The sequence below is a fragment of the Buttiauxella noackiae genome, from assembly GCF_000737905.1.
In the GTDB taxonomy this organism is placed as follows: Bacteria; Pseudomonadota; Gammaproteobacteria; order Enterobacterales; family Enterobacteriaceae; genus Buttiauxella; species Buttiauxella noackiae.
This window is the reverse complement of the sequence record NZ_JPRU01000002.1, coordinates 640,862-656,555: the sequence shown is the minus strand read 5'-3', so window position 1 is coordinate 656,555 and position 15,694 is coordinate 640,862. Positions and strand designations below refer to the sequence as shown.

20 protein-coding genes are annotated in these 15,694 nt (G+C 47.7%); 6 read left to right on the top strand and 14 right to left on the bottom strand.

The features are described 5' to 3' along the window. Positions 1-9 precede the first annotated feature (9 nt). Entirely contained in the window at positions 10-1,275 is a 1,266-nt protein-coding gene (uidC, locus tag IX31_RS11500; protein ID WP_034458251.1) for a glucuronide uptake porin UidC, read from the top strand. 72 nt (positions 1,276-1,347) lie between these two features. On the opposite strand, the gene IX31_RS11495 is transcribed toward uidC, so the two are convergent. Beyond that, positions 1,348-1,866, bottom strand: a complete 519-nt coding sequence (locus IX31_RS11495; protein ID WP_034458249.1) for a hypothetical protein — start codon at positions 1,864-1,866, stop codon at positions 1,348-1,350. Positions 1,867-2,309: 443 nt separating this feature from the next. Between IX31_RS11495 and IX31_RS11490 the strand changes: the two genes are divergently transcribed. Continuing rightward, on the top strand, positions 2,310-2,810 hold the full coding sequence (locus tag IX31_RS11490) for a very short patch repair endonuclease (protein WP_034458247.1): 501 nt from the start codon (positions 2,310-2,312) through the stop codon (positions 2,808-2,810). On the opposite strand, the gene yedA is transcribed toward IX31_RS11490, so the two are convergent. After that, entirely contained in the window at positions 2,811-3,728 is a 918-nt protein-coding gene (gene yedA / locus IX31_RS11485) for a drug/metabolite exporter YedA (protein WP_034458245.1), read from the bottom strand. Between the two features lie 205 nt (positions 3,729-3,933). On the opposite strand from yedA, the gene IX31_RS11480 reads away from it, so the two are divergent. The 3 genes from IX31_RS11480 (at position 3,934) to dgcQ (ending at position 7,017) form a co-directional block, all read left to right on the top strand. Further along, positions 3,934-4,848: a DUF808 domain-containing protein gene (locus IX31_RS11480; RefSeq protein ID WP_034458242.1), complete on the top strand. Its 915-nt coding sequence runs from the start codon at positions 3,934-3,936 to the stop codon at positions 4,846-4,848. Between the two features lie 92 nt (positions 4,849-4,940). Further along, positions 4,941-5,120: a YodC family protein gene (locus IX31_RS11475; protein WP_034458239.1), complete on the top strand. Its 180-nt coding sequence runs from the start codon at positions 4,941-4,943 to the stop codon at positions 5,118-5,120. A 220-nt stretch (positions 5,121-5,340) separates the two neighbouring features. Beyond that, positions 5,341-7,017 carry a cellulose biosynthesis regulator diguanylate cyclase DgcQ gene (dgcQ, locus tag IX31_RS11470; RefSeq protein ID WP_034458237.1) on the top strand — a complete coding sequence of 559 codons (1,677 nt, stop codon included), beginning with the start codon at positions 5,341-5,343 and terminating at the stop codon, positions 7,015-7,017. A 5-nt stretch (positions 7,018-7,022) separates the two neighbouring features. On the opposite strand, the gene IX31_RS11465 is transcribed toward dgcQ, so the two are convergent. Both IX31_RS11465 and yodD read right to left on the bottom strand, forming a co-directional pair. Then, positions 7,023-7,838, bottom strand: coding sequence for a mannosyl-3-phosphoglycerate phosphatase-related protein (locus IX31_RS11465; protein WP_034458235.1), 816 nt, complete (start codon positions 7,836-7,838; stop codon positions 7,023-7,025). A gap of 427 nt (positions 7,839-8,265) precedes the next feature. Further along, positions 8,266-8,481, bottom strand: a complete 216-nt coding sequence (gene yodD, locus IX31_RS11460) for a YodD family peroxide/acid resistance protein (RefSeq protein WP_034458233.1) — start codon at positions 8,479-8,481, stop codon at positions 8,266-8,268. Between the two features lie 131 nt (positions 8,482-8,612). Here yodD and dsrB point away from each other — a divergent pair, with 131 nt between their 5' ends. Continuing rightward, on the top strand, positions 8,613-8,801 hold the full coding sequence (gene dsrB / locus IX31_RS11455; RefSeq protein WP_034458231.1) for a protein DsrB: 189 nt from the start codon (positions 8,613-8,615) through the stop codon (positions 8,799-8,801). A gap of 56 nt (positions 8,802-8,857) precedes the next feature. Here the strand turns inward: dsrB and rcsA are convergent, their stop codons facing one another. The 10 genes from rcsA to fliJ form a co-directional block, all read right to left on the bottom strand. After that, on the bottom strand, positions 8,858-9,481 hold the full coding sequence (gene rcsA, locus IX31_RS11450; protein ID WP_034458229.1) for a transcriptional regulator RcsA: 624 nt from the start codon (positions 9,479-9,481) through the stop codon (positions 8,858-8,860). Between the two features lie 334 nt (positions 9,482-9,815). Next, positions 9,816-10,601 carry a flagellar biosynthetic protein FliR gene (gene fliR, locus IX31_RS11445; RefSeq protein ID WP_034458227.1) on the bottom strand — a complete coding sequence of 262 codons (786 nt, stop codon included), beginning with the start codon at positions 10,599-10,601 and terminating at the stop codon, positions 9,816-9,818. After that, positions 10,598-10,867: a flagellar biosynthesis protein FliQ gene (fliQ, locus tag IX31_RS11440; RefSeq protein WP_034458225.1), complete on the bottom strand. Its 270-nt coding sequence runs from the start codon at positions 10,865-10,867 to the stop codon at positions 10,598-10,600. The genes fliR and fliQ overlap by 4 nt, the downstream gene beginning before the upstream one ends. Positions 10,868-10,877: 10 nt before the next feature. Beyond that, positions 10,878-11,615 (bottom strand): flagellar type III secretion system pore protein FliP, encoded by a 738-nt coding sequence (fliP, locus tag IX31_RS11435; protein WP_034458223.1) that lies wholly within the window; start codon positions 11,613-11,615, stop codon positions 10,878-10,880. After that, a complete protein-coding gene (gene fliO / locus IX31_RS11430) occupies positions 11,615-11,992 on the bottom strand; it encodes a flagellar biosynthetic protein FliO (RefSeq protein ID WP_034458221.1) in 378 nt (125 codons plus the stop codon). The genes fliP and fliO overlap by 1 nt, the downstream gene beginning before the upstream one ends. Positions 11,993-11,996: 4 nt before the next feature. Further along, positions 11,997-12,410 carry a flagellar motor switch protein FliN gene (fliN, locus tag IX31_RS11425; protein ID WP_034458219.1) on the bottom strand — a complete coding sequence of 138 codons (414 nt, stop codon included), beginning with the start codon at positions 12,408-12,410 and terminating at the stop codon, positions 11,997-11,999. Beyond that, entirely contained in the window at positions 12,407-13,411 is a 1,005-nt protein-coding gene (fliM, locus tag IX31_RS11420) for a flagellar motor switch protein FliM (protein ID WP_034458217.1), read from the bottom strand. The genes fliN and fliM overlap by 4 nt, the downstream gene beginning before the upstream one ends. Positions 13,412-13,415: 4 nt before the next feature. Then, a complete protein-coding gene (gene fliL / locus IX31_RS11415; protein WP_034460010.1) occupies positions 13,416-13,883 on the bottom strand; it encodes a flagellar basal body-associated protein FliL in 468 nt (155 codons plus the stop codon). A 124-nt stretch (positions 13,884-14,007) separates the two neighbouring features. After that, entirely contained in the window at positions 14,008-15,243 is a 1,236-nt protein-coding gene (locus IX31_RS11410) for a flagellar hook-length control protein FliK (RefSeq protein WP_034458215.1), read from the bottom strand. Continuing rightward, on the bottom strand, positions 15,240-15,683 hold the full coding sequence (fliJ, locus tag IX31_RS11405) for a flagellar export protein FliJ (protein ID WP_034458213.1): 444 nt from the start codon (positions 15,681-15,683) through the stop codon (positions 15,240-15,242). The genes IX31_RS11410 and fliJ overlap by 4 nt, the downstream gene beginning before the upstream one ends. Between the last annotated feature and the right edge of the window lie 11 nt (positions 15,684-15,694).

Here is a 15,694-nt window from a genome sequence, read left to right as displayed (position 1 = left end):
GGTTAACTTATGAATATTAATGCGAAGCTCGTAGCTATTGTCATAGCTGCGCAAGCCGCCTGTACCTCTGTTTATGCCGCATCCATAACAGAAGATGATTCCTCATTGAGATTACGCCTTAAAAACGAATTACGTAGAGCAGATAAACCCAGTGTAGGAAATGCTAAAGATATTTATGTCTGGGTTCAGGGAGGGTTAATTGATTTCAAAAGTGTTTATTACAATAACCATATTAGTGTAGAGGGTGGGGCATATTATGTTTATAAATTAGGTGCGCGTGCAGATATGAGTACGCGCTGGTATCTGGATGGGCATGACAGTTTCGGCCTGGCATTGGGTGCTGTCAATTTGAAATACACCGACAATGCTTTATTAAAAGTTGGGCGTTTCGGCACTGATTACGGTTACGGCAGTTTGCCCTGGCGAATTCCTCTGATTGCCAGTAGTTCGCAGCGAACATTACCGACAATTTCTGAAGGAGCACTTGGATACCTTGCTGTATCGCCTAATCTGGAATTTTGGGCGATGTGGCGCTCGCGAGTATTTAACTGGACGGATTCTACAACCGGGGTTCGTGATGAAGGAGTCTATAACGCAGCAACCGGGAAATATGATAAGCATCGACCGCGAACGTTCATTGCATCCAGTTGGCATAACACCGCCGAGCGTTATTCTGTTGGTGCTTCAATTCAGCAAGATGTTTCAACTCAGCTGCAAACTATCCTGGAAAAACGGGTGGAGCTTAGCGAAGAATATGCGTTAAAAGGTGAACTGTTGGGGATGTACATTCATCTGGATGGGCTAAGCCGTTCGCCAGTGCAACCAAATGAAACTTCGCTTATCAGCGGCCAATTAACCTGGATAACCCATTGGGGAAATCTGTTTACCAATGCAGGATATTTACGGCATGCAATGAATGGTGCCATCGTGGATACCGACCTTGGTTACCCTTTTTCTCTGAGTCTTGATCGTAATAAAGAGGATATGATCTCCTGGCAGATTGGCGCAGGCTATAACCTGACCCCTTCAACGATTATTGTCGTGGCGCCAATAGTGACAAACGGATACGAATCAAGTCGCCAGGATGTCAAAATTGAAGGTGTCGGTGTCCTGGTTGGTGCGAATTATCGCCAGATGCAAGGGCCATTAAAAGGGTTGAATGTATTCCTTGCGACAGATAAAGGCCGGGAAAAACGAGAGGGTAGTGCGCTCGGCGACAGGTTGAATTACTGGGATATCAAACTCAGTGTACAGTATGACTTTACCCTGAAGTGACTATTATGTAAGGCAAGAAAAGCCCGACATAAAGTTTGTGTCGGGCATCAATATCTTTTAAAGAAGCAAAGCTTAATTAATATTATTTGATCTTTTTTTCTCAATGCTAACCCCATATCTGGCGGTTATGATGCCAGTCTGGAATTCCATCGTTTTTATTTGCTCGAAAGCATCATTGCCATCTTTAACATCCATCTCCAGAAGCTGCGCACCCAGCGTGTTAACTAACAGCTCGCCATTTCCTTTATGTTCATAGCTCGCACCTTCAATACAGGATATTGCCGCCAGGCGGTCAAATAGCTGTAAATCTTCGGACAGAAATGCCGTCTCTGTCATTTTCGTGCCGGTTTTATGTTGCCACAAATTGATCATTGCACTGCGATAAGTCTTCGGCGCTACAGTTTTGCAACTCTTCACAATATCAGCATCAAGGATTGCGGCCTGGGAACTGGGGATGGCTTGTCCATCCATGGCTTCATTCCAGCGGGCCATATAATCCTGAGTAATATTATTTTCCGCTTCTCCTGCCCATGTGTTGAATACGCCACTCAACAACAAAGTTGGGATGAATAATGCTTTGTATAGCTTCATGTTATCGTCTTAAACAAGCCCAGTTCGGGCGTAAAAAGTTAATTAGAATATTTGATATAATGAAGAGCTTTTACATGCCAACAAAATAATGCCACTGATGTTAACAACTTAACCTTTTGTTCTTCATAATGGGTGTTGCTGAATATAGATTGCCACTTTAATTCGACAGATCAAAGTTGAAATTATTTCAATAATGGCTAAATGATGAACAGAAATTGATGTATTTTTAGTTGATACATGATGTTAGGAGAATAATCACTGTCGCAGAATGTCCAAAAGTATACACAATTAAATCCTTCGATATTTATTTTTCGCAGCAGGAGTCATTTCACTATTAGATTATTTTTAATTATTCCGGGCAGGGTTATTAATTTTTTATAACGTATGTTATGTGGTTGTTGCTAATATTGGATTGGGTGTATTAATGATTAAGAGAGCCGCTGATGGTTGATGTGCATAGTAAGGCGATTCGCAGTAAAAATATGCGCGCCATTGCGACGCGTGACACCGCTATTGAAAAACGCTTGTCAGGCTTATTGAACGAATGCGGGTTTGCATTCCGCGTGCAGGATGCCTTGCTTGCTGGCCGTCCGGATTTCGTCATTGATGAGTATCGCTGCGTTATTTTTGCGCATGGCTGTTTCTGGCATCACCACGACTGTTATCTGTTCAAGGTTCCGGCAACCCGCACCGAGTTCTGGCTCGAGAAAATAGGTAAAAATGTGCTGCGCGATAAGCGAGACATACAACTTTTATTGAACGATGGCTGGCGGGTACTTCTGGTATGGGAATGCTCATTACGTGGGCGTGAAAAACTTAGCGATAGCGCGCTTTGCGAACGGCTTGAAGAGTGGGTCTGTAGCGGGGAAAATTTTGCCCAAATTGATGGGAAGGGTATTCATGCCATCACAAATAGCGGGTGGCAAATGCCACCCATGAGTTGATTACTTCTCTACTTCACATGGGATAACTACCGGCTTTGGGGGCAGGAGATATTTCCCAAGTGTAACCAGCACTACTGCAAAGATAATTACACCTAATGCCAACCATTCTATTGGGGATAAACTTTCTCCAGCAAAACCTGTACCCAAAAGCACCGCCACGACTGGGTTGACGTAGGCATAGCTGGTCGCTACCGCAGGTGCAACATTACGAATAAGGTACATATAAGCACTGATCGCAATAATCGAACCAAATAGTGAAAGATAAGCCACCGCCATAAAGCCTGCCGGTGTAGGCATTGCAACCAGGCGTTCGCCCGTTAACGCCGATGCGGCCAGAAGGACCATTCCCGCCGCGAGCATTTCTACCGCACCAGCCATCAAACCGACGGGTAATTCAATACGCGACCCGTAAACCGAACCAAACGCCCAGCTCAAAGAGCCAATCAGAATTAACAGCGCGCCCCAGGGATTGCCACTCAGGTTGCCACCACTATTCAGTAGCACGATGCCAGCAAGGCCAATGGCGATTCCGAGCCATTCTAATTTGCGGGTTTGAATGCCGAACAGGCGGCTAAAGCACAAAGTAAAGAGCGGAACCGTTGCAACCATGACAGCAGCAATACCAGACGGAACATGTTGATGTTCTGCGACGGTCACGAAGCCATTGCCAACAGCAAGTAATAATACGCCAATTAACGCGGCATTAAGCATTGGGCGCATTGCGGGTAATTTATGGCCCCGGAGTAATAAAACGCTCATCAACAACACGCCGGCCACCATAAATCGCACACCAGCCATCATAAATGGTGGCCAGCTTTTTACGCCTACGGCGATAGCAAAATAGGTGGAACCCCAGATGATGTACAACGCAAATAATGCTGCAACCAGCGGCAATAACTGACCAGAACGAACGCGCATGTTTCCTCTCTATACCCTGCCTACCACTCGAATTATTTAGGGTAACTAACGCTAATAGAGCTAATAGTTAACGTCAAAACTATCTTTCTGGCGAGGATTTTACTTGTTTGTGGAATGTTAATTTTTATTGACAGATGAGTTTAATATTCGCCAGCCAGCTTTTGTTCCATACTATTGAGTAGACAAACAAAAAAGGATGCTCATTTTGGCTGGAAGTAGCTTACTAACTTTGCTGGATGATATCGCCACGTTGCTGGACGATATCTCGATGATGGGGAAACTGGCAGCGAAGAAAACTGCCGGGGTATTGGGAGACGATCTATCACTTAATGCACAACAAGTTTCAGGAGTGCGGGCAAACCGTGAGTTGCCAGTGGTGTGGCAAGTCGCGAAGGGTTCGGCCATTAATAAACTGATCCTCGTTCCTCTGGCTCTTATTATTAGCGCTTTTGCACCATGGGCCATCACGCCGCTGTTAATGATTGGCGGCGCATTCCTGTGTTATGAAGGCGTTGAAAAGGTCGTTCACACGCTTCAGGCTCGTAAGCACAAGGAAACACCGGAAGAGCGCCAGAAGCGGTTAGATGATATTGCCGCGCAAGATCCGCTGGTTTACGAAAAAGACAAAGTAAAAGGCGCGATTCGTACTGATTTTATTCTCTCTGCTGAAATCGTGGCGATTACGTTAGGCATTGTCGCCGATGCGCCCTTGCTCAACCAGGTATTGGTGCTATCGGGGATAGCGCTGGTCGTGACGGTCGGCGTGTATGGCCTGGTGGGAATTATCGTTAAGCTCGACGATCTCGGCTTTTGGCTGGTCGAGAAAACGTCGCTTATCGCGCGTGGGATCGGCAAAGGTTTATTAGTGCTGGCACCATGGTTGATGAAATTCCTGTCGGTTGTCGGCACGCTTGCGATGTTTTTGGTCGGCGGTGGCATTCTGGTCCACGGTATTCCGGTTCTTCATCATGCTATTGAAAACTGGGCTCAAAAAATGGGTGGCGTGGTTCATTTACTCGGCCCAACAGTAGCAAACCTGATTATCGGTTTTATCATCGGCGCCATTGTGTTGGCAGTGGTTAATGGCATAAACCGTCTGCGTGGGCGCACAGTTCACTAACTTTTTGCGTAAATTTGTGCGGGTTGCCAGGCAAAACCGTAGGTCATTGTCTATAACTGTAGAAGTTTTCACCCCTGATACAGGAGGCAGTTATGGTCTTTGTGGTCAGCGATGAAGTCCAGCCTAAGAATGGTGGCCCAAGGATGATTGTTACCGGGTTTTCCAGCGGGATGGTGGAGTGTCGTTGGTATGATGGTTTTGGTGTAAAGCGCGAGGCCTTCCGAGAGGATGACCTGACCCCACTGGTAACAGGGGGCAGCTCGCAAGGATAAGCTTAAAATGCCCTGTCATTGAATTGACGGGGCATTTTTATTTCCTGAATACCTTTCGTTTTGAGGGTAATATAATATCCATGAATATATTTACCCTTAGTAATAGTCCTGAGTGGTCATGTATTCTCTACTTATAAGAACCGACCTATGCCATGGGAAAGTCATGGTTACGGCACAATTGACAGATTTTTAGATGATTGCGGTTTCAGGGAGAGTGTCAGTGTTTGGCAATGCAATACAACGCGTGATCAGCCGTTTTAAAAATCCGCAGAAGGTCGTTAACCTTTGTTTTATATTTGTATTTTTGTTCTCCACCGTCCTGACATGGCGAGAAGTTGTGGTACTCGAAGGGGCTTATGTCGCCAACCAGCGCAATAGTCTTGATAGCGTTGCCACCTTGCTTGATAGACAGCTTCAGCACAGCATCGACAATCTGCTGTTTTATCGCAATGCGATGCTCTATGCGCTGCAATCACCCATATCCACGGACAGAACCCGTAAATCGCTGGCCGATTTTGATACCTTGCGTAGCCAACCTTTTTGGCAATTACGGCTCGATTTAAACCGCAGTTTGCCGATGAGCGGTGTGTCTGATGAATTTGTCCATGAAAGCCCATTACTAGACCGTGATGAAAAAACGCTTCATTCAGAGTTGAGTTCGGCGCTGGAATTAAGCTACATCATGCGCTTATCAGACCGTTCTGGAACAATGCCTCAGCGCATGTTCTATGCATCGCGCAGCGGGTTCTTTTTGACCAATACGCCACCTGCTAATGATCCTGGTATTGTCTCGCTCTATTACCGCTTGATTGCCCGGCCCTATTTTTCCTCACAGTCGCAGCAAAATAACCCGCAACGCGCTTTGAAGTGGACGCACACGTTTAACCCTGACACGACGTCGGGTCAGATTGTTACCGCTTCAGTACCACTGGATTTTAATGGCCGCTGGTATGGTGTGCTGGCTCTCGATTACCCAATCAACTCGCTACATAGTTTTCTGCAGCAAGCAAAGTATGACGATCATGAAGGTACCGTCTTGCTCTACGATAACGAAATTAATCCGATAGCAAGTTCTTTGGGGGAGTTGCCGACACATTCGTTGTTTACGGCCCCGCAACTGGCGCAAATCGCCAACGTGGTGACCTCAGCCAAACAGGGGGCCCAGGGTGAAATTCGCATGGATAGCCGTTTTATCACCTGGGCTAAGCTGAGTAACTTTGATGGCCTGCTGATAAAGGTTCACACGCTGGAGGAAGGAGTTCAGGGTGAATTTGGTCGTATTAGTATTGTACTGAGCGTGCTGTGGTTGTTGTTCACACTCATGCTGTTTGCGTCGTGGATTGTGATTCGCCACCTGGTCACTAATATGTTTAGCCTCCAACAGACGCTCTCCTGGCGTGCTAATTACGACACGCTTACCCGGTTGTACAATCGTGGTGCTTTCTTCGAAATGGCGCGTAAATTGTCGCAAGAGTGTGAGCAGCAGGGCTTACCGTTCTCGGTTATTCAGATGGACCTTGATCTCTTCAAAAGCATAAACGACAGGTTTGGCCATAGTAGTGGTGACAAAGTGCTTATCCATGCGGCGGCGATGCTCAGTGATGCGTTTCGTACGGGAGATATTGCCGGACGAGTAGGTGGTGAGGAGTTTTGTATCGTACTGCCTGATACCTCGCTTGAAGAAGCAACAAAAGTAGCTGAACGCATTAGAGTACGTATTAATAATAAAGAATTACTGTTAAAGCAGGGCAATACAGTAAGAATTAGTGCATCGTTTGGTGTCAGTAGTGCCTCCGAGTTTAGCGATTACGATTTCGAACGTCTCCAGACATACGCCGACCATCGCCTGTATAAAGCGAAGCAGAGGGGGCGTAATCAGGTGTGTAATCACGATTAAATCGATTACTCAGCGGTGATGAAATGATCCAGACCTTCTTTCCACCCTTCTGGACCATAGTGCTGAGTGTGGTACACGCGCTTTGGGTCGTCCCGTTGCAGCGTCATAGTCTGGCGGCTGTAGCCTTTGACAACCACGGCGTAATCGACGCTATCAAGCAGTAACGCATCACTCGGACTGTCTCCCAGCCCTATTGTGATGTGGGTTTTCCCTTCGCGTTGCTGAAACTGTTCCTGAAGCCAGTGTAGCGCCTTATCTTTGCCTGCCTGAACATCTAATACATGCCAAAACCGCCCGCCTTGCAGCATCATTAAACCGAGAGTTGCCAGCTGATTGTTAAATGCGGCGAGCATTTCTTCGCTATCACGCCATATTAAGGTTTCTGATGCTTCACTGAGCTTTGCAAGACCTGCCTGTTTGCGTGTAAGGCCAGTTAACTCACAAAGGGTATTCTCATCAACATCGGCAAAGCAGGTAAATTTAAAGCCAAATTTCTGCCGTAACTTATCCAGAACAGAAAACAGCTCTTCATGGCGGATACCCGTCATCAGACGAGGGTAATCGTCACTGTCACTCCAGCGAGAATCTAGCTGAATAACCGCCCCGTTTTCTGCAATAAACGCCTGTCCTGTTAATGAAAACTCATTTTGCCACTCAATGATTTCCGCAGCACTTTTCGCACTGCACAAAATCAGTGGGATCTCGTTTTGGCGCAAAATGTTAATCCATGGACTTGCGGCCTCCCAACGGTAGGAATGATGTTCCAGTAACGTGCCATCAAGATCTGAAATGATTAATAACGGATCGTGCAGATTCGGCATGGTACTTCTCCTGAAATTCCAATGTTAAGGGCCAGGTTGATTAGGATAAATCTCAATTAAATTCGGTACCTAATCATTAGTGAGTAACAATATTAGTGCTGACAACCGCAAAGAATAAGGAACTCCGGCTTGTTTTAGATAAGTCATTGCGAAAAATTGAATATTCATAGAATGAATCATTCATTGTTTTGAAATAAATCTGATGTATTGTGGATGCACGTCAGATTTCCTGATGTAACGAATTTTCAAGTGCTTCTTGCTAACGCAAGTTTCATCCCGGCTTTCCTGCCGGGATTCTTTTATCCCCTCCATACTTCAAGTTGCTGATGTGCTGGCTACTTTCACACACCTGATTCACTTACCTATGTAAGCTCATCGGGGGGCACTCAATTGCCGCCTTTGTGCAACTCGAATTATTTCAGGGAATTCAGCGGTTCACTTCATTAACACTAAAATCGTGTATATCCAGTTCGAAGGCTTCCGCTAATTCGGAGTAAGTATGCCATGTGCGCCCATCGATACTGACTCGATACGGATCATCACTCGCACGCGTCACTTCACTTTCGCTAATCTCATTGATGGCCGCCAATAGCGCATCGACATCGATACGTGTGGTTTCATTGAGCTCTTTCGCGGTCTTCATGCAGTCGTCCTCCAGGCTGTACCCGAGTTTAAGTATAGACGCTTAACAAAATGCATAACCTTGCATATCATCCGATGCGAATGAGTCGTTTTTGATCTACACTGGCACAAAGAAACCTGGAGATTTTTGTTATGAATATCAACGATCGCGTGACAGTCAAAACCGATGGCGGCCCGCGTCGGCCTGGTGTGGTATTAGCTGTCGAGCAATTTAGCGAGGGGACGATGTACCTCGTGTCGCTCGAAGAGTATCCGTTGGGAATCTGGTTTTTTAACGAACTGGGGCACCCGGATGGCGTTTTTGTCGAGCGCGCTGAATAATATATTTGCGGTGGATATCGCTTGCGCTAATCCACCCTAAAACCATCCTGGTCGAATTAACGCAAATTTACGAATATTCCATTGGTGACATTATCGGTCAGGCGCACCACATGATAAATCACTTGCTTATTATGTGTCTTTATCTTGCGTTTGATATTTCCTTTGTGCGATGAGACCGTTTTTGCTTTGATATTCATCTGGTCGGATATTTGAATCGTGCCTTGTCCAGACATCCACATTTTAAGCATACTGGACTCGGTTCGGCTTAATGATAACGTGGGTAAATTAATATGCCCGATGCAGTGGGCATTTTTTGCCAGATATTCTGAAAGTATTTCGTCCAGTGACTCTGGTTTTATAGATTTTGAACTGATTAGTAGATTGCTACGCACCAAAAGATATTCATCGAAATGAATATTAGCAATTGCCATAAAGACCAGAAATAAAGTACTGGGATGCTGATTAATGATCTGCTTAATACGCTCACTGCTTTGAGCATCATGGATAAAACAGTCCTCATTAATAAACACCACATTGGGTGTCTGGGATTCGCAAGCGTATGCTAAATCCTCAATCGTCTCCACGTTGGTCATCTGTCGTTTTCGGATGCCACGGCTGGTTAAATAACCTGTTAACCCCAACCGGGTATAACTGCATAAGTCCATAATGATCGTTGACATAACACCCCCCACCCGTAATTAAGTATTTTTAGGCGTACTAACCTACATATTTCAAACTGCATCTTTGTTGGCTGCGGTTACTTGCCAGAATCACTTCCTGATGTAAGTTCATCGGGACTTATTCCCTTACCACCGCCATTGAGCTCGAATTATTTCGGTTACAACTATCTAGTAAAGTTATGTATAATTTGTTAAGAATGCTCTCAAAGTAAAGTGAATGTTACATTATGTGAGATAGCTAAAAGCATATAAGCCGCGCCAGTTATATCCTGGTGGATGTTATTCAAGAAAGCTTTTAGGAATATCCTCAGTAAGACGCTACAAAACCTGGGGATTAATTTGCGGGAATTTCACTCACAATATCTGAGAGTAAATTAAATACTTCACTAAATAAGTGTTCAGCGAAGGGAGCCATTAAGGGAATTAATGCTGTCATCACCAACATGCCCACAGCCAGTGTCAACGGAAAACCGATAACAAACACAGAAAGCTGCGGTGACATACGGTTGAGCAGACCCAATGCAATATTTAACGTGAGCAATAAAGTGATGAGCGGGAGAGCCAGCATTAAGCCATTGATGAAGATCAGGCCGCCTGCTCGGGTCAGTGCCATAAACGCATTGCTGTTAATCGGATTACCACCGATTGGCAGAGTGTGAAAAGTATCGACCAGCATCGATATCAGCCATAAATGGCCGTTAAACACTAAAAAAAGTAGCATCGCCAGCATGTCCATAAAACGGGCAAGCACTGGCATGTTCAGGCGGCTACCAGGGTCAAAGAAGGTCGCGAATGAGAGCCCCATCTGCAGGCCGATTATCTCACCTGCGGTACGAATGGCGGCAAAGGCAAACTGCATGGTGAAGCCAAGCGCAGTACCAATCAGAATTTGCTGTGCTGCGAGCCAGAATCCGGCTGCCGAGAAAATGGTGACCTCAGTTGCCGGAAGCGTCGGAGCAACTATCCAGGTAATCATCAACGCGAGGCCAATTTTTACCTTCTTTGAAATCGCGCGTTCACTGAGAATCGGTGCCGTTGAGATCAGGGCCAGAATACGAATAAATGGCCAGAACCCCATACTTAATAACGTGAGCCACTGCCCGCTATCAATGTGAATCATCCAATGTTCATCGGGATGTTCGTCAGCAGCGTGCGCATATAATCCAGCAGCAGATTAAGCATCCACGGCCCTGCAACGATAATAGTAACGAACACCGCGAGAATTTTCGGGATAAACGACAGTGTCATTTCGTTTATCTGGGTTGCGGCCTGCAGCATACTGATCACAAGACCCGTCACCAGTGCCACCATCAATAACGGGGCTGCGAGCGCCAAAGCCACTTTCATCGCTTCGGTGCCCATCATCATGACCGACTCAGGAGTCATCTTTTTCCCTCTAACTATAGAAACTTTGCGCAAGTGAACCGACTAACAATTGCCAGCCATCCACTAACACAAACAGCATTAACTTAAAGGGCAGGGCGATAGTTGCCGGTGGCACCATCATCATCCCCAACGCCATCAGTACGCTTGCAATAACAAGATCGATAATCAAAAACGGAATAAAGACGGTAAAGCCAATCTGGAAAGCGGTTTTCAACTCGCTGGTCACGTATGCCGGTAACAATATGCGCATCGGAACCACTTCAGGCCCTTCCAGCGGAGGGGTATCTGCCAGACGTGCGAACAGCGCCAGATCCGCTTCACGGGTTTGACGCAACATGAACTCACGTAGCGGCTTAGAACCCCGCTCCAGAGCCTCATCCATCTGGATTTTGTTTTCACTAAATGGCTGGTACGCGTCGGTATAAATTTTGTCGAATACCGGGGCCATAATGAAAAAGGTCAGAAACAGCGCAAGCCCCAATAGAACCTGGTTGGGTGGTGCAGACGGTGTGCCTAATGCACTACGCAGCAGGCCGAAAACAATGATGATGCGTGTGAAGCTTGTCATCATCAGTAGAATTGCCGGTAAAAATGTCAGCGAAGTAATAAAGACCAGCGTCTGAACCGGAAGCGTCCAGCTTTGGCCGCCGTTAGACATCGGCTGGCTGATGAGGCCGGGTAGTTGGGCAAAAGCGGCTGGCATAACTAACAACAAGCCGAGCAACGAGAAGGGGAGCCAACGTTTCATCAATCTTTCCCGTTACGTTTTAGCAGATTTTTCATCAGACTCTGGAAGTCAGCAGGGGCTGCTGGTGACACCGTTTCGCTCACCAGGGCTGCGGGGAGCGTGTGCAAATGAGTGATTTGCCCGGCAGTAACGCCGAGCACCAGACGCGCATCTTGCACATCGACAATCACCACACGTTCACGCGGGCCAACGCTACAACTGGCGCTGACTTTCATCTCTTTGCTGGAGCCGGTTTTCGGCGTAAAGCCAAAGCGTTTTGCCACCCAGGCCGCGAGTAAAATAAAAATGATAATCGCCGTTAACGCGCCGCTCACTTGCACCAACGGAGAACCGGTGCTGGCAGTAGGTTGTGACTGAACAGTTGCCTGGGTTTTCATGGCATTAGCGGCTCAAACGACGCATGCGCTCAGATGGCGTGATAATGTCGGTGATACGGACACCGTATTTATCGGCCACGACCACGACTTCGCCCTGAGCAATCAGATAGCCGTTGATCAAAATATCCAGCGGCTCACCTGCTAAGCCATCCAGCGCTACCACGGAACCTTGCGATAAACGCAGTAGCTCTTTGATAGTCATACGGGTGCGGCCCAGTTCCACAGTCAATTTGACGGGGATGTCCATAATCAGGTCGATGTCTTGCATCGCGCCCGCTATGTCATTGCCTTCAAGCGCACGGAATACGCTGTCTGCGGTGCTTTTGTTGGTGGAAACTTTCTGTTCGTTTAACGCGTCAGCCCACAGATCGTCCACGGAGTCTGCATTATCGTCGGACGGTTGATTAATATCACTCATTTGGGCTGTTCCTCGTTCAGCGAATTCAGTATCGGGTTGATCAAATGTTCGACGCGCAGAGCGTACTGGCCGTTAAGCGTACCGTACTGACTAGTCAGTACCGGAACACCGTCAACGTGCGCCAGAATTCTGTCCGGTTTATCAATCGGCAGCACGTCACCAGGTTTCAATTTTAAAATTTGCGACAGGCGAAGCGGGATATCCGCGAAATTGGCAATTAGCTCAAGCTCAGAATGCTGAACCTGGCGAACCAACGTATCGCGCCAGCTTTGGTCTTCCTGACGGGAATTTTCCAGCGGCGGATTCACCAGCAGTTCGCGCAAAGGTTCAATCATGCTAAACGGCAGGCAGATATTGAACTCGCCGGTCAGGTTGCCGATTTCCACATGGAATGGCGTATTCACCACGATGTCGTTAGGGGACGTTGTGATGTTGGTGAATTTCACCTGCATTTCAGAGCGCACATACTCCACTTCCAGTGGATAAATGGCTTTCCACGCATCGCTATAAGATTCCAGCGCCAGTTTCAACATGCGGTTAATCACGCGCTGCTCGGTATGGGTAAACTCCCGGCCTTCAACTTTAGTTGGGAAACGTCCGTCGCCGCCAAACAGGTTGTCCACGGCGATAAACACAAGGCTTGGAGAGAACACGAACAAACCAGTGCCGCGCAGCGGTTTCAGATGCATCAAGTTGAGGTTGGTAGGCACGGGCAAGTTACGGGCAAACTCGTGGTACGGCTGAATGCGAATAGCCCCGACGGTAATGTCCGGGCTACGACGTAACAGGTTAAATAACCCCATACGGAATTGACGAGCAAAACGCTCGTTAATAATTTCCAGTGCCTGTAAGCGCTCGCGCACCACACGACGTTGGGTATTGGGGTCATAAGGACGAATGTCGGTTTCATTAACGACACTGGTCTTGGGTTCGTCAGAGTTGTCACTGTCGCCATTTAACAGTGCGTCAATTTCGGCCTGAGAAAGAATGCTGTCGCCCATGGGATTACCGCAAAATAAAGGCGGTATACAGCACGTCGCTGACTGCCTGTTGAGGTTGTCCGGCGACCAGAGGCGGTGCCAGCGTATTCTTTATCGCTTCAACCAGTTTCTGTTTACCTTCATCAGTCGCAAGGGCTGCACTATCCTGGCGGGAAAACAGCAGCAGTAGGCGGCTACGTACTTCTGGCAGGAATTCACTCAAACGTTGACGCGTGGCTTCATCTTTCAGGCGCAATGTGACACCGATATACAAGACGCGGTCAGCATCACCGAGGTTAACGGTGAAAGTGTCGAGTGCGTAAAATACCGGTGCTGGCGGTGGCTCTGGTGCCTTCGCCTGCGCGGCAGCAGGTTGCTGCTGCATACGCCAGTAGCTGTAACCTGCGGTAGCACACGCGGCAAGTGTAATCAGGACCAGTAACGGCATCCAGATGGAGCGCTTGCGGCCTTTTGGCAAAGCGTTGTCAGTCATAAAACGCATCTTTCCTGTATCGGTACTGCATATTGGTTAATTATCGCGTGTCGTCGGGCGTTCAAAGGCCCGAAAACAGGTGATATTTGTTGTTACCTCTGACGTTTAGCTTAGGGAACGTGGCTCAGGCGAAAATATCCACCGCGTTATTTCCCGACGCTAAACGTTGTACGCTGGCAGGAACAACCAGCGAATCAGCATCTCCCATTGACGGGAAAGTACCGCCCGAGCGTGATGCTTGTTGCTGTTGTTGGCCTGATTGCTGTTGCTGTTGCCCGGCAGAACTTTCGCTACTTATGCTGCTTTGCCCAAGCTGGATGCCACTTTCTGCCAGCGCAATACGCAAGTTTGGCAATGTCGCTTCAAGTGCTGCGCGAACGTGGCTGTGGGCAGAAACCATCTGCAACTGTGCCTGGTTGTCATCAAGCTTCATGCTGATTTGAATCTGCCCTAAATCTTCCGGATGCAGACGAAGCTCGGCACTTTGCTGGCCCTGACGAGTGAATAGGGTGATGTGCTGGCTGACAGCCTGCTGCCACTCCTGACTGCCCAGTTGGGCGCTAATTTGTGGGGCAACTGGCACAGCAATTTGCGCCGAGGCAGGTGTAGCTACCGTTGCGGTACTGAAAGTTGGCGTGGTGAGTGCGGAAGCCGTACTGGTGTTGTTCGCAGCGGCATCACGGTTGCTATTTTCAGTGCTACTTATGGTGAAAGTTTTTGCTTCAACCGGTGAGTCGGTTGTGGCTGGTGCATTTTTTGCCGCTGCGGTAGTGCTATCGAGTGCTACTGCGTTATCTGTCGCAATGGTGCTGTTGGTTCGTGCATTAACCGCCGGCGTATTTTTTATGCCACTACCGGAAAGCAAAGTATTCAGGCTAACCGCCGCGCTGCTTTCAGCATCTGGCTGAGGATTGAGTGCGTTGGCGACCGGTACTTGCTGCGGCAACATGGCAAACAGCGCGCTTAATGCCTGCATATCAGCATTACTGAGCGTATGCGTTTGCTCATGTTGTGCATCGACCTGGGCCGTTTTTTCATCGTTGCTGCTTTTCTTAACGTTAGAGAGCAGGGCAGACAAAGCCTGTGGGGTATCGAGGTTATTTAACAGCGCGGCAAGGGTGGTTTTTTCATCAGCGGCATCAACAGCAATAGCAGGTGCGTCTTTGCCCGCTGTTTTACCCAAAGCGGCTTCCAGAGAAACAGTTTTCCCATCTACCAGAGTAACCTCGCCTGGCAGCGCTTGACTCAACAGGCTCAGGAAATCCTCACTGAAGCCTTTATCGCCAGCAACGACACTACCCGGAGCAGACGTAGTACTTGCGACATCGGGGGAAGTTATAATCAGGGGCTGCATAATCATTCTGCTTTCCTCAGTGTTGCCCGCTGGGCGTATTCATCCATCAGTTTTTGATCGAGCTTGTTCTCAGCCAGCAGTACTTGCGCTGCTTTGCGCTGTTGTAACGTGCTCCATGCCTGCAATCTTTTCTGCTTCTCTTGCCATACATTCAGCGCCTGATTGACCTTTCCGTTCCACTGCATCAACTGTTGGCGATGTTGATCGATTGCTTTTTCAAGTGTTTGTATAAATTGCTGATAATTCTGCCAGCGGTTACTGGCAATGCCCTGACTCATGCTGTCGTTGAGGCTGGAGCTATATTCAAATTGATAGTTAATCAGCATGTTGAGCTGTTCTTCTGCCGCCTGGCAGCCGCGGCGCATTTCCCCTAAGCGTACTGCTGCGTCCTCGACCTCTTTTTCTGCCAGGTCGCGCAGGGTATCCAGTGCTGTGCTTTGGTTCATTGTTACCTCTC